Genomic DNA, 12949 nt, shown 5'->3' on the forward strand with positions numbered 1-12949 from the left:
CGCTACACGGCCTGGCGACCCGGGGTCGCCTCGAGCAGGTGGGCGAGGTGCGGCGGCACCGTGCCCCCGCGCGCAACGGTGGCGCGCGCCCACAGCCGGCCCGCCCGGTAGGACGAGCGCACGAGCGGACCGGCGAGCACACCCGCGAAGCCGATGTCCTCGGCGATCTCGCGCAGGTCGACGAACTCCTCCGGCGTCACCCACCGCGCGACGGGCAGGTGCCGCGGCGACGGACGGAGGTACTGCGTCAGCGTGATGATGTCGGTACCCGCCTCGTGCAGCTGCTCGAGTGCGTCGACGACCTCGTGCCGTTCCTCGCCCATGCCGAGGATGAGGTTCGACTTCGTCACCAGGCCCGCGTCGCGGCCCTGCGTGAGGACGTCGAGCGAGCGCTCGAAGCGGAACGCGGGGCGGATGCGCTTGAAGATCCGGGGGACCGTCTCGACGTTGTGCGCGAAGACCTCCGGGCGGGCGTCGAACACCTGACCGAGCTGGTCGGGGCGGCCGTTGAAGTCCGGCACGAGGATCTCGACGCCGGTGCCGGGGGAGTGCTCGTGGACCTGTCGGATGGTCTCCGCGTAGAGCCAGGCGCCGCCGTCGTCGAGGTCGTCGCGGGCGACCCCGGTCACGGTCGCGTACTTGAGGCCCATCGACACGACCGAGTCCGCCACACGCCGGGGTTCGCCCCGGTCGAGCGGGCTCGGCTTGCCGGTGTCGATCTGGCAGAAGTCGCAGCGCCGGGTGCACTGCGAGCCGCCGATCAGGAAGGTGGCCTCCCGGTCCTCCCAGCACTCGAAGATGTTCGGGCAGCCGGCCTCCTGGCAGACGGTGTGCAGCTGCTTGTCCCGGACCAGTGCGGAGAGGTCCCGGAACTCCGGGCCCTGCGTCGCGCGGGTCTTGATCCAGGCGGGCTTCGTCTCGATGGGTGTCGCGGCGTTGCGGGCCTCGACCCGGAGCATGCGGCGGCCGTCGGGGGCGAGGGTCATGCGGCGACCTCCTGTCGCGTGGTGCTGCTGATGCGGTGACCGGCGTGCATGCCGTCGACCGCCTGCTGGATCCGCGGCCCGACGAGGGCGGCGACCTCGTCGACCGTGACGTGGCGGCCGGTCGCGCGGCTGAGGGTGGTGACGCCCGCGTCGGCGATGCCGCACGGGACGATCGCGCCGTAGGGGGCGAGGTCGTTGTCGCAGTTGACCGCGATGCCGTGGCTCGAGACGTGCTCGGCGACGTGCAGGCCGATCGCGCCCACCTTGTCGTGCGGGCCGCCGCCCGGTCGGGGTACCCAGACACCGCTGCGCCCGTCGACCCGTTCGGCGGTGACCCCGACCGAGGCCGCCGCGTCGAGGACGACCTGCTCGAGGTCGCGGACCCACGCGACGACGTCGAGCGGGTCGGCGAGCCGGACGATCGGGTAGGCCACGAGCTGCCCCGGCCCGTGCCACGTGATGCGTCCGCCCCGGTCGACGTCGACGACCGGGGACCCGTCGGTCGGCAGGTCAGCGGGTTCGGTGCGGCGCCCGGCCGTGTAGACGCTCGGGTGCTCGCAGAGCACGACGACGCCGGGGGAGCGGCCGGCGACGACGTCGGCGTGGAACGACCGCTGGACGGCGAGGCCCTCCTCGTAGTCGAGGAGCCCGGGCCAGCGGATGATCTCGAGCTGGGGCACGTCGAGCACGCTACCCCGGTTCCTGGACGCAGTCCAACAACCGGGCGGTGGGCGGTCCGGGGCGGTCGGAGGTGGCCCTGTAGAATCGTCGGACCATGGCACAATTCGGCTCACTCTCCGATCGGCTGACCGAGACCTTCCGCAACCTGCGGAGCAAGGGTCGTCTGTCCCCGTCCGACGTCGACGGCACCGTCCGCGAGATCCGCCGGGCCCTGCTCGACGCGGACGTCGCGCTCGAGGTCGTCAAGGCCTTCACCGCCTCGGTGCGGGAACGTGCGCTCTCGGACGAGGTCAACAAGGCGCTCAACCCCGCGCAGCAGGTCGTCCAGATCGTCAACGAGGAACTCGTCGGCATCCTCGGCGGCCAGCAGCGCCGACTCGAGTTCGCGAAGCGACCGCCGACCGTGATCATGCTCGCGGGCCTCCAGGGCGCCGGCAAGACGACGCTCGCGGGCAAGCTCGGCAAGTGGCTCAAGAAGGACGGCCACACGCCGATGCTCGTCGCGGCGGACCTCCAGCGTCCCAACGCCGTGCAGCAGCTCCAGGTCGTGGGCGAGCAGGCCGGCGTGCACGTGTTCGCTCCTGAGCCCGGCAACGGCGTCGGCGACCCGGTCAAGGTCGCGAAGAACGCGATCAAGGCCGCGGTCGACCAGCAGTACGACACCGTCATCGTGGACACCGCCGGTCGACTCGGTGTCGACGCCGAGCTCATGAAGCAGGCGGCGAACATCCGCAAGGCCGTCGACCCGGACGAGGTCCTGTTCGTCATCGACGCGATGATCGGTCAGGACGCCGTCGCGACCGCTCGCGCCTTCCAGGAGGGCGTCGACTTCACCGGTGTCGTCCTGTCCAAGCTCGACGGCGACGCCCGCGGTGGTGCGGCCCTGTCGGTCGCCAGCGTCACCGGCCGCCCGATCATGTTCGCGTCCACGGGCGAGGGGCTCGACGACTTCGAGCCGTTCCACCCGGACCGCATGGCGAGCCGCATCCTCGACCTCGGCGACATCCTGTCGCTCATCGAGCAGGCGCAGTCCGCGTTCGACGAGGACGAGGCGCGCAAGGTCGCCGAGAAGATCGCGACCGACTCGTTCACGCTGAACGACTTCCTCGCGCAGATGCAGCAGCTCCGCAAGGCCGGCTCGATCAAGGGCATGCTCGGCATGCTCCCGGGCGCCAAGGGCATGCGCGAGGCGCTCGACAACTTCGACGAGAGCGAGATCGTCCGGACCGAGGCGATCATCCAGTCGATGACGAAGCAGGAGCGCGAGCTCCCGAAGCTCCTCAACGGCTCGCGTCGACTCCGCATCGCGAAGGGTTCCGGCACCACGGTGACCGAGGTCAACGCGCTCGTCAACCGCTTCGAGCAGGCAGCGAAGATGATGCGCACCGTCGCCCGTGGTGGCGTGCCGCAGATGCCGGGCATGGGGCCGATCCCGGGCATGCACGGCGGCAAGAAGAAGCAGCAGCAGGGCGGCGCCAAGAAGAAGAAGGTCGGCAACCCCGCCAAGCGCGCGGCGCTCGCGTCGGGTGCGGCGGCGCAGCCGCAGCAGCAGGCACCCACCGGGTCCGGTCTCGGACTCGGCGGTCCGAAGGGCGGCAAGGCGCCCACCGAGGAAGAGCTGGCCAGCCTGCAGAAGTTCCTCGGCCGCTAGACGCGACCCATGACGGACGGGAGGCCCGGTACCAGCTGGTACCGGGCCTCCCGTCCGTTCCGTGGTGTCGTCTAGAGCGACTCCCGCAGCTCCGTCACCAGGTGGCGGACCACCGCGCGGAGGTCCCCGCCGTTCTCCTGCGCCACCCGCAGCTGCCGCTGGTACGACGCGCCGTCGGCGATCATCGTGTCCAGGTGGTGCAGCTCCTGCTGGCAGCCCAGACGGTCGGCGATCGGGTCGAGCCGCTGGACCAGGTCGTGGACCTCGTCGGTGACCAGGCGCTCGTGGCCGGCGGCGTCGGTGATGATCTCGGCCTCCATGCCGTATCGGGCCGCGCGCCACTTGTTCTCGCGGATGAACCACGGCTGCATCGACGGCAGCGTCTCGCCGCGGTCGAGGCGGTCCGAGAGCGCGGTGACGAGGCACTGGACGAACGCGGTCACGGCGCCGACCTCGTGGAGGGTCGAGATGCCGTCGGAGACGCGGTTCTCGAGCGTCCCCCACCCCGGCGACGGGCGGATGTCCCAGCGCAGGTCCTTGAACCCGTCGATCACACCGGTCTTCGTCAGGTCGTCGACGACGGTCTCGAAGCCGGTCCAGTCGTCGATGCCCGGCGGCAGGCCGCCGGTGGGGAGCTGCTGGAACATGAGGGCGCGGTTCGAGGCGTACCCGGTGTCGGTCCCGCCCCAGAACGGACTCGACGCGGTGAACGCCTGCAGGTGCGGGACGTACGCGAGCATCGCGTTCATGATCGGGACCGCCTTGTCGCGGTCGTCGATCCCCACGTGCACGTGCACGCCCCAGATGAGCATCTGCCGACCCCACCAGCGCGTGCGGTCGATCAGCGTGGTGTAGTGCTCGCTGTCCGCCGTGATCTCCTGCTGGTCCCACTGCGCGAACGGGTGGGTGCCGGAGCACATCACCTGCGCGTCGAGCGGTTCGGCGGCGTCGATCACCTCGCCGATGATGCCCGCGAGCTCGCTCGTCGCCCCACCGACGGTGTCGTGCACCCCCGTGACCACCTCGACGGTGTTCGTGAGGAGTTCCTCGGTCACCCGGTCGGGATCGCCGAGGCGCTCCTGCACGGCGGAGAGCACGGCGGGGGCACGGGGCGCGAGGTCGCCGGTGCCGCGGTCGACCAGCGGGAGCTCCCACTCGACGCCGAGGGTCGACGGGCGGGACTCGGTGAAGCGGATGTCCATGGGGCCATCCTGCCCGTCGGCTTGGAGGGTCGGCACAAGGAGTTCGGTCCCGGGCACGTCGTCCGGCAGAGTGGTCGCCATGAGCAGCGTTGCCGTGCCCGACCTCGCAGTCCTCTCCTCGTCCTGGGACCTCGGACCGCTCCACCTGCGGAACCGGGTGGTGATGGGGTCGATGCACACCGGGCTCGAGGTCCTCGACGACGGCGGTGCCGCGATGGCCGCGTTCTACCGCGAGCGCGCGGCGGGCGGCGTCGGCTGCATCGTCACCGGCGGGATCGGGATCAGCGACGAGGCCCGTGGTGGTCCGGACTTCGCGGTGTTCGGCACCGGGGGCGCGGACGAACGGTTCCGGGTCGCCGTCGCGGCCGTGCACGACGAGGGCGGAGCCGTGCTCGCCCAGCTCTTCCACGCCGGCCGGTACGCCCTCGCGAACGGCCTGGTCGACCGGTACGGCCGACCTCAGCGCGTGGTGGCTCCGTCGGCGCTGCCGTGGGCGGCGGCGCGCGGGGTCCAGCCGGTCGCGCTCACCGACGCCGAGGTCCGCCGGACGATCGACGACTTCGCCGCCGCCGCCCGGTCTGCCGCGGCGATCGGCTTCGACGGCGTCGAGATCATGGCGTCCGAGGGCTACCTGGTCAACCAGTTCCAGTCGCCGCTGACGAACCTCCGCGACGACGACTGGGGTGGGGACGCCGAGCGACGCCGCCGCTTCGCGGTCGAGGTCGTCCGGGCCGTCCGCACCGCCGTGCCCGACCTGGCCGTCACGATCCGGCTGTCCGGTGCCGACCTCATGCCCGGGTCGACGACGGACGCCGAGGTCGACGCGCTCGTGCACGACCTGCTGCCGCTGGGCCTCGACGGCATCTCGGTCGGCATCGGTTGGCACGAGTCGCGCACGCCGACCGTGCAGGCAGCGGTGCCGCACGGCGCGTGGCTGGCGTACGCCGAGCGGGTCGCGGGCGTGGTCCGCGGGTCCGCGCACCCCGAGGTGCAGGTGATCGCGTCGAACCGGATGACCGACCTGCGCGACGGCGAGGCGGTGCTCCGCGGCGGGCAGGTCGACGCCGTCGCGCTCGCCCGTCCGTTCCTCGCGGACCCGGACATCGTCCGCCGGTCGCTCGACGGCCGCTTCGACCTGGTGAACACCTGCATCGGCTGCAACCAGGCGTGCCTCGACCACTCCATCGTCGGACGGCCCGTGTCCTGCCTCGTGAACCCCCGCGCCGGCCGCGAGCTGACCATGCCGCTCCGGCCGACCGTCGAGCCGAAGCGCGTCGACGTGGTCGGCGGTGGCCCGGCCGGGCTGGCCGCCGCGGTGGACGCCGCACGGCGCGGGCACGCCGTGACGCTGTGGGAGGCGACCGACGCCCTCGGCGGGCAGTTCGCCCTGGCCGCGGCGATCCCCGGCAAGGAGGACTACGCCGCGACCGTCCGGGCGGCGCGCGCCGAGCTCGACGACCGCGGGGCGACCGTGCACACCGGCCGTGCCGCCACCGTCGCCGACCTGCTCGACAGCGACGCCGTGGTGCTCGCGGCAGGGGTCGTGCCCCGCGTGCTGGACGTCCCGGGCGCCGAGCTGCCCCACGTGGTGTCCTACGAGGACGCCCTGCGCGACGGGGTCCCGCCCGGCACCGTCGCGGTGGTCGGCGGCGGCGGCATCGGGGTCGACACGGCGGCCTTCCTGGTCGAGTCGCCCGACGAGGCGGTGCGCGCGGCGGAGTTCGCGGCGCGCTGGGACGTCACCGTCGCCGACGACCTGGTCGGCGACGTCCCGCAACGGCTTCCCGCGGTGGCACGGACGCTCCGCCCCGGCGCCGACGTCACGGTGCTCCGTCGGTCCGGGAAGTTCGGCCAGGGGATCGGCATCACCTCGCGCTGGGTGGCGGTCGGACGACTGCGCGACGCCGGGGTGCGGATGGTCGGCGGGGTGCAGGAGTACCTGCGCATCGAGCCCGGGACGCTCTGGATCCGGGACGAGGACGGGCGGGAGACCGCGGTACCGGCCGACCACGTCGTCGTGTGCGCCGGGCAGGAACGTGCACCCGCGGTCGAGGGCGACGAGGCCGAGGACGCGTCGGGGGGCGCCGTCGCAGGGGGAGGGCTCGCACCGGGCCTGGCTGCCGCGGGGGTGCCGTACGCCGTCGTCGGCGGTGCCCGGGACGCCAGGAGCGTCGACGCGGTCCGTGCCACGAGCGAGGCGATCGAGGCCGTGCGCGCCCTCGCACCGTGACGACCCGGCGGCCACGGCGCGTCCCGGCTCGCTTCTCCGGCGGAAACCTGCAAGAATGAACGGTCGAATCGCGTCTGCTCGACCCTCTATCCAGCAGGTCGCGACTTCCTTCGAGCTTCCACCGCGCGTGCCCCCACGCCCGCGGTTCCGGTTCAACCACAACAACACGCAACAGGAGTAATTGTGGCTGTCAAGATCCGTCTCAAGCGTCTCGGCAAGATCCGTGCGCCCTACTACCGCATCGTCGTCGCCGACTCGCGCACCAAGCGCGACGGTCGTGTGATCGAGGAGATCGGTCAGTACCACCCGACCGAGGAGCCCTCGGTCATCAAGATCGAGTCCGAGCGTGCGCTCTACTGGCTCGGCGTCGGCGCGCAGCCGACCGAGCAGGTCGCGGCGCTCCTCAAGCTCACCGGCGACTGGGGCAAGTTCAAGGGCGAGGGCAACACCGAGTCCACCGTCAAGGTCGCCGAGCCGAAGCAGGCCTTCGTCGCGGACACCGCCAAGAAGGCCGTCCTGAAGCCGAAGTCGGAGAAGACGGCCCCCGCCGCCGCTCCGGCCGAGTCGGCCGACGACGCCGCAGAGACGACCGAGGCCTGATTCCTTGCTCGACTCTGCGCTGACGCACCTCGTCAAGGGGATCGTCGATCACCCGGACGACGTCCGCGTCGCCAGTTCCACCTCTGCGCGTGGCGAGGTCCTCGAGGTGCGTGTGCACCCCGAGGACCTCGGTCGCGTGATCGGTCGCGCCGGACGGACCGCAAAGGCGCTCCGCACCCTCGTCTCGGCTCTCGCCGACGGCAAGCGGGTGCGGGTCGACGTGGTCGACACCGATTCCTAGGGAGACGACCCAACTCCGGGTGGGTCGCATCACGAAGGCGCACGGGCTCAAGGGCGGCATCAAGCTCGAGCTCTACACCGACGACCCGGATCGTCGGTTCACGCCGGGGGCGGAGTTCACGCTCCAGGTCCCCTCGGACTCGCCGTGGTCGGGCAAGACCCTGACCATCGACGAGCTCCGCTGGTACAACGGCCACCCGGTCGCCTTCTTCGAGGGCGTCGCGGACCGCACTGCCGCTGAGTCCCTCGCGCGGGCGATCCTCTGGGTCGAGCAGGACGCCGACGCCGAGACCGGTGAGGACGACGCCTGGTACGACCACCAGCTGGTCGGCTTGCGCGTGCTCCGCGACGGCGTCGAGGTCGGCACGGTCGCCCGCGTCGACCACCTGCCCGCGCAGGACCTGCTCGCGATCGACACCCCCTCCCGCGGCGAGGTCCTGGTGCCGTTCGTCTCGGCCATCGTGCCGACGGTCGACATCACGGCCGGGACCGTCACGGTGACGCCCCCGACGGGACTGTTCGAGGACCCCGAGGACACCTCGCGGCCCGAGACGGTCACACCGACCGACCGCGAGGGCTGATCGTGCGCATCGACATCGTCACGATCTTCCCGGAGTTCTTCTCCGTCCTCGACGTCTCGCTGCTCGGCAAGGCCCGCTCGGACGGGCTGCTCGACGTGCACGTGCACGACCTGCGGCACTGGACGACCGACCGGCACCGCACGGTCGACGACACCCCGTACGGCGGTGGCGCGGGCATGGTGATGAAGCCCGAGCCGTGGGCGCAGGCGCTCTCGTCGATCCTGCGCGAGGACGGTTCGTCGACGCTCGTCGTCCCGACGCCGGCCGGCACCCCCTTCCGTCAGTCGATCGCCCGGTCGCTCGCGTCCGAGCACGACCACCTCGTGTTCGCCTGCGGGCGGTACGAGGGCATCGATGCCCGCGTCTTCGCGTGGGCGGCCGAGCGGTGCTCGGTCGTCGAGCTCTCGCTCGGTGACTACGTGCTGAACGGCGGCGAGGTCGCGGCCATGGCGATGATCGAGGCGGTCGGCCGTCTCGTCCCCGGGGTCGTCGGCAACCCGGAGTCACTCGTCGAGGAGTCCCACGAGGACGGCCTGCTCGAGTACCCGTCGTACACGAAGCCGGCCCTCTGGCGGGACCTCGAGGTGCCTGACGTCCTGCTCAGCGGGCACCACGCGCGCGTCGCCGCCTGGCGGCACGAGCAGCAGGTGGAGCGGACCCGTCGCGTCCGCCCGGACCTGCTGCCCGACGCGTAGCGCCGGCCGCATCGCCGCGGTGCCGGCGCCTCCGGCAGTGGTGCTCCGCGCCGTTCCGGTCGCACGACGTGCCGCCGGCGCACGTTCCGGTCGCGCGACGTGCCGCCGGGCTGGATCGTGAGCGGCAGGTCGCGCGACGAGGGCGCCCGCGTCCCGACGGATGGATGGATGGACGGACGGGAGGCGCGGGGCGGGGTCGCGCCGCGCCTCCCGGCCGTCAGGCGGTCGCCTCGGTGCGCTGGGCGCGTCGCAGGGTGAGCACCTCGGGACCGTCGTCGGTGACCGCCACGGTGTGCTCGACGTGCGCGGCACGGGATCCGTCGACGCTCTTCAGCGTCCAGCCGTCCTCGTCCTGCACGAGTTCGTCGGTGCCCTGCATGAGCCACGGCTCGATCGCGACCACGAGGCCCGTGCGGAGCTTCAGGCCGCGGCCGGGGCGGCCGTCGTTCGGCACGTGCGGGTCACCGTGCATCGTGCGGCCGACGCCGTGCCCACCGAACTGCGTGTTGACGCTGTAGCCGGCGTCCTTCGCCACCCTGCCGATGGCGTAGGAGACGTCGCCGAGCTTGTTGCCCGGTCGGAACTGCTCGATGCCGGCCAGCAGCGCGCGCTCGACCGTCCCGACGAGTCGCTGGTCCTCGTCGCGGGCCGTGCCCACCTGCACCGTGACGGCGGAGTCCGCCACCCAGCCGTCGACGCTCGCGGCGAAGTCCAGGCTGACGAGGTCGCCGTCGACGAGCACGCGGTCGTACGGCAGGCCGTGCAGAGCCGCGTCGTTCACCGACGTGCACAGGTTCCGGCCGAAGGGGGAGTTGCCGAACGAGGGGTGGTAGTCGACGTAGCAGCTCACGGCGCCACGGTCGGCGATCATCCGAGCGGCCACGCGGTCGAGGTCGAGCAGGTTCACGCCCACGTCGACGGTCTCGAGCAGCTCGTCGAGGACGTCGGCGACGAACCGTCCGGCGGCGCGCAGGCCCTCCAGCTCGGCGGGGGTGCGGAGTTCGATCATGCGTCCATCCTGGTCGTTTTGCGAGCGGGCTTCCCTGTGGCATGATGGACCGCTGTGCCCTGGCTGGACTCTGCCACGGGGGAGTCGCCGATTCCGGGCACGCACACTTCTTTCCACACACCGATCCGCGGCGACCCGTGCGCGTCCGCAGAGAGTGAACGAACATGCAGCTCCTCGACCACGTCGACGCAGCGTCCCTGCGCACCGACGTCCCGGACTTCCGCCCCGGCGACACCATCAAGGTGCACGTCAACATCATCGAAGGCACGCGCTCGCGTGTCCAGGTGTTCCAGGGTGTCGTCATCGCCCGCCAGGGCCACGGCCTCGGCGAGACCTTCAAGGTCCGCAAGGTGAGCTTCCAGGTCGGCGTCGAGCGCTGGTTCCCGGTGCACTCGCCGATCATCGACCACATCGAGGTCGTCACCCGCGGTGACGTCCGTCGCGCGAAGCTCTACTACCTGCGCGAGCTCCGCGGCAAGGCGGCCCGCCGCAAGATCAAGGAGAAGCGCGACGCCTGATCGCCTTCACAGTGAGGGCCCGCGAGCCGGGTTCCACTGGACGCCCCCCGCCGATGTACGGTTGTGCATCGACGGGGGGCTTTCCCGTTGTGCGCGCTCCACGGAGCGCAGGGTCTTCCACGTCCGACGAGTGCGGGTGTGGGTCGGCACGCTGGTCGAGCGTGCATGTGAACGAGAGCGGACATGACGGACACCACCGAAGGATCGGGACGCCGCCCACGGGCTGAGCACAAGGGCAACGGCGTCCTGACGTTCCTGCGGGACCTCGTCATCATCTTCCTCGCGGCACTGCTCGTCTCGTTCCTCGTCAAGACGTTCCTGATCCGGTCGTTCTACATCCCGTCGGAGTCGATGGAGAACACCCTGCAGGTGAACGACCGGGTGATCGTCAACGAGCTCGTGCCGGACGTGGTGTCGCTCAAGCGCGGTGACGTCGTGGTCTTCAAGGACCCGGGCGGTTGGTTGACCGGCACGAACGTGCCGGGCGTCGCGCCGACCACGCAGCCGGCGAAGGCGATCGACTGGCTCCTCACCCAGGTCGGTCTCGGGACCGGCGACAGCGACGACCACCTCATCAAGCGGGTCATCGGCCTGCCGGGGGACAAGGTCACGTGCTGCAACGACCTCGGGCAGATGTCCGTGAACGGCGTGCCCATCAAGGAGCCGTACACGCTGCTGCCGAGCGGCGCCCCGGCGTCGGCCGACCCGTTCTCGGTGACCGTCCCCGAGGGCACGATCTGGGTGATGGGCGACAACCGCAACGACTCGAAGGACTCGCGCTACAACCGCGACACCCCGTCGAAGGGCTTCGTGCCGCTGTCGGACGTCACCGGCAGGGCGTTCGTCATCTCGTGGCCCACGAGCCGCTGGACGTGGCTCGACGACTACCCCGACGTGTTCGCGGGTGTGGAGGAGAAGGACCGGTGACCCCGGTCCGGCCATCGCTCCGGGTCGAGAAGAAGCTGCTCGGCTCCGGTCGCGTGACCGTGATCGGCATGGACGAGGTCGGCCGTGGGGCGATCGCCGGTCCGGTGGCCGTCGGGGTCGCGGCGGTGACGATCGACATCGGACGCGTGCCCCAGGGGCTCGCCGACTCGAAACTGCTGTCAGCCGCTCGGCGCACCGAGCTCGAGCCCGTCGTCCGACGGTGGGCACGGACCGCCGTGGGCATGGCGACGGCGGACGTGGTCGACCAGCAGGGGATCGTCCCCGCGCTCGGCCAGGCCGGTGCGGCGGCGCTCGGCGCGCTCGTCGACGACGGGCTGTGCCTCGACGACGCCGTCGTGGTGCTGGACGGCTCGTTCGACTGGTTGTCCCGTGCCGTCCCCACAGCACTGGTCCCGTCCGCCCGGCCGCTCGACGTCGTGGTGCGCGTGAAGGCGGACCGCGACTGCGCCTCCGTCGCCGCAGCGTCCGTGGTGGCGAAGGTCGAGCGCGACGCCCTGATGGTCGCTGCGCACGAGGGGGCTCCGCACTACGGGTGGGCGTCGAACAAGGGGTACGGGTCCACGGCGCACTACGACGGGATCCGGTCCGTCGGGGCGCACGCGCTGCACCGGAAGAGCTGGCTGCACCAGGCGTCGAGCGTCGCCCTGGACGGGTTCGACGAGCTGGCCGTCACCGGCTGACCCACCCCGTCGTCCATCGTCGGTCGGCTCGCCGTAGACTGTGCGGGCGATGGATGACGACGAATTCGACGACTACGACCGCGAGGTCGAACTTGCCCTGTACCGCGAGTACCGCGACGTCGTGTCGCAGTTCCGGTACGTGGTCGAGACCGAGCGGCGGTTCTACCTGGCGAACGAGGTCGACCTCGTCCGCCGTGACACCGAGCACGACTTCTACTTCGAGCTCACGATGAACGACGTGTGGGTGTGGGACGTCTACCGTTCCGACCGGTTCGTGAAGTCCGTGCGTGTCCTCACGTTCAAGGACGTGAACGTCGAGGAACTCACGTCGCGGGAACTCGAACTGCCCAAGGAACTCGCACTCGACGAGTGATCCACAGCTTTACTGGAATTGCGACTCGGGCTTCTTCCGACGACATTTCCGCAATTGTCGCGCTACGGTGGTGGTGAAGCTTTTCCCGTGACCCACCGTCACGGGGATCACCACCCCTCGACCCAGGAGCACGACATGGCACAGAAGGTCACCGTCCAGCTCGTCGACGACCTCGACGATTCGCCCATCGCCGCCGGCGAAGGCCGCACCGTGGAATTCGCGTTCGACGGTTCGAACTACGAGATCGACCTGTCCGACGACAACGTGGACAAGTTCCGCGAAGCGATCTCGGACTACGTCGCAGCGGCACGGAAGGTCTCCGGTCGTCGTTCCGGTGGCAGCAGTGGTTCCGCGCCGAAGTCCGCACCCAAGCGCGGGAACTCCGAGGAACTCGCGAAGATCCGCGACTGGGCGAAGGAGAACGGTTACGAGGTCTCGAGCCGCGGCCGTATCTCGACCCAGGTGCAGGAAGCGTACGCAGCCGCGCACTGACGCACGACCTCACGAGACCCCGGATGTCCTGACGACATCCGGGGTCTCGTCATTCCTGCACAA

General features: G+C 71.1%; 15 protein-coding genes. 11 read left to right on the plus strand and 4 right to left on the minus strand.

Annotated features, from left to right (window positions below; translation table 11 throughout):
- Window positions 1-2: 2 nt before the first annotated feature.
- Together lipA and lipB are read right to left on the minus strand one after the other, a co-directional pair.
- A complete protein-coding gene (gene lipA, locus JOD95_RS00240; RefSeq protein ID WP_209682212.1) occupies window positions 3-986 on the minus strand; it encodes a lipoyl synthase in 984 nt (327 codons plus the stop codon).
- Window positions 983-1666 (minus strand): lipoyl(octanoyl) transferase LipB, encoded by a 684-nt coding sequence (gene lipB / locus JOD95_RS00245; protein ID WP_374191712.1) that lies wholly within the window; start codon window positions 1664-1666, stop codon window positions 983-985. The genes lipA and lipB overlap by 4 nt, the downstream gene beginning before the upstream one ends.
- A gap of 95 nt (window positions 1667-1761) precedes the next feature.
- Between lipB and ffh the strand changes: the two genes are divergently transcribed.
- A complete protein-coding gene (gene ffh, locus JOD95_RS00250; RefSeq protein ID WP_066654840.1) occupies window positions 1762-3318 on the plus strand; it encodes a signal recognition particle protein in 1557 nt (518 codons plus the stop codon).
- Between the two features lie 71 nt (window positions 3319-3389).
- Here the strand turns inward: ffh and JOD95_RS00255 are convergent, their stop codons facing one another.
- Window positions 3390-4520, minus strand: coding sequence for a glutamate--cysteine ligase (locus JOD95_RS00255; protein WP_209682218.1), 1131 nt, complete (start codon window positions 4518-4520; stop codon window positions 3390-3392).
- A 79-nt stretch (window positions 4521-4599) separates the two neighbouring features.
- Between JOD95_RS00255 and JOD95_RS00260 the strand changes: the two genes are divergently transcribed.
- From JOD95_RS00260 to trmD, 5 genes are all read left to right on the plus strand, one after another.
- Entirely contained in the window at window positions 4600-6750 is a 2151-nt protein-coding gene (locus JOD95_RS00260; RefSeq protein WP_209682221.1) for an FAD-dependent oxidoreductase, read from the plus strand.
- Window positions 6751-6933: 183 nt separating this feature from the next.
- Entirely contained in the window at window positions 6934-7350 is a 417-nt protein-coding gene (rpsP, locus tag JOD95_RS00265) for a 30S ribosomal protein S16 (protein WP_066654835.1), read from the plus strand.
- A 4-nt stretch (window positions 7351-7354) separates the two neighbouring features.
- On the plus strand, window positions 7355-7591 hold the full coding sequence (locus tag JOD95_RS00270; protein WP_058730104.1) for an RNA-binding protein: 237 nt from the start codon (window positions 7355-7357) through the stop codon (window positions 7589-7591).
- Window positions 7592-7610: 19 nt separating this feature from the next.
- Window positions 7611-8171 (plus strand): ribosome maturation factor RimM, encoded by a 561-nt coding sequence (gene rimM / locus JOD95_RS00275; protein WP_307810335.1) that lies wholly within the window; start codon window positions 7611-7613, stop codon window positions 8169-8171.
- Window positions 8172-8173: 2 nt separating this feature from the next.
- Window positions 8174-8866: a tRNA (guanosine(37)-N1)-methyltransferase TrmD gene (gene trmD, locus JOD95_RS00280; protein WP_066654831.1), complete on the plus strand. Its 693-nt coding sequence runs from the start codon at window positions 8174-8176 to the stop codon at window positions 8864-8866.
- Window positions 8867-9083: 217 nt separating this feature from the next.
- Here the strand turns inward: trmD and map are convergent, their stop codons facing one another.
- Window positions 9084-9875 carry a type I methionyl aminopeptidase gene (gene map, locus JOD95_RS00285; RefSeq protein WP_066654828.1) on the minus strand — a complete coding sequence of 264 codons (792 nt, stop codon included), beginning with the start codon at window positions 9873-9875 and terminating at the stop codon, window positions 9084-9086.
- 164 nt (window positions 9876-10039) lie between these two features.
- Here map and rplS point away from each other — a divergent pair, with 164 nt between their 5' ends.
- The 5 genes from rplS (at window position 10040) to JOD95_RS00310 (ending at window position 12886) form a co-directional block, all read left to right on the plus strand.
- Window positions 10040-10393 (plus strand): 50S ribosomal protein L19, encoded by a 354-nt coding sequence (rplS, locus tag JOD95_RS00290; RefSeq protein WP_058730094.1) that lies wholly within the window; start codon window positions 10040-10042, stop codon window positions 10391-10393.
- A gap of 183 nt (window positions 10394-10576) precedes the next feature.
- Window positions 10577-11320 carry a signal peptidase I gene (lepB, locus tag JOD95_RS00295; protein WP_066654826.1) on the plus strand — a complete coding sequence of 248 codons (744 nt, stop codon included), beginning with the start codon at window positions 10577-10579 and terminating at the stop codon, window positions 11318-11320.
- Entirely contained in the window at window positions 11317-12021 is a 705-nt protein-coding gene (locus JOD95_RS00300) for a ribonuclease HII (protein WP_066654823.1), read from the plus strand. The genes lepB and JOD95_RS00300 overlap by 4 nt, the downstream gene beginning before the upstream one ends.
- 49 nt (window positions 12022-12070) lie before the next feature.
- The gene (locus JOD95_RS00305) at window positions 12071-12394 is read left to right on the plus strand and encodes a DUF2469 family protein (protein ID WP_058730091.1); all 324 of its coding nucleotides are present in this window, start codon (window positions 12071-12073) and stop codon (window positions 12392-12394) included.
- 135 nt (window positions 12395-12529) lie between these two features.
- Window positions 12530-12886 carry an Lsr2 family protein gene (locus JOD95_RS00310; protein ID WP_066654821.1) on the plus strand — a complete coding sequence of 119 codons (357 nt, stop codon included), beginning with the start codon at window positions 12530-12532 and terminating at the stop codon, window positions 12884-12886.
- The last annotated feature ends 63 nt before the right edge of the window (window positions 12887-12949 follow it).

Origin of the sequence: Curtobacterium sp. 1310 (assembly GCF_017834105.1) — a bacterium.
Classification (GTDB): Bacteria; Actinomycetota; Actinomycetes; order Actinomycetales; family Microbacteriaceae; genus Curtobacterium.

What these genes read in the sequence shown, in the direction of transcription:
- lipA (WP_209682212.1), bottom strand. Translation starts at nt 986, where the DNA reads ATGACCCTCGCCCCCGACGGCCGCCGCATGCTCCGGGTCGAGGCCCGC.
- ffh (WP_066654840.1), top strand. Translation starts at nt 1,762, where the DNA reads ATGGCACAATTCGGCTCACTCTCCGATCGGCTGACCGAGACCTTCCGC.
- JOD95_RS00255 (WP_209682218.1), bottom strand. Translation starts at nt 4,520, where the DNA reads ATGGACATCCGCTTCACCGAGTCCCGCCCGTCGACCCTCGGCGTCGAG.
- JOD95_RS00260 (WP_209682221.1), top strand. Translation starts at nt 4,600, where the DNA reads ATGAGCAGCGTTGCCGTGCCCGACCTCGCAGTCCTCTCCTCGTCCTGG.
- map (WP_066654828.1), bottom strand. Translation starts at nt 9,875, where the DNA reads ATGATCGAACTCCGCACCCCCGCCGAGCTGGAGGGCCTGCGCGCCGCC.
- rplS (WP_058730094.1), top strand. Translation starts at nt 10,040, where the DNA reads ATGCAGCTCCTCGACCACGTCGACGCAGCGTCCCTGCGCACCGACGTC.
- lepB (WP_066654826.1), top strand. Translation starts at nt 10,577, where the DNA reads ATGACGGACACCACCGAAGGATCGGGACGCCGCCCACGGGCTGAGCAC.
- JOD95_RS00305 (WP_058730091.1), top strand. Translation starts at nt 12,071, where the DNA reads ATGGATGACGACGAATTCGACGACTACGACCGCGAGGTCGAACTTGCC.
- JOD95_RS00310 (WP_066654821.1), top strand. Translation starts at nt 12,530, where the DNA reads ATGGCACAGAAGGTCACCGTCCAGCTCGTCGACGACCTCGACGATTCG.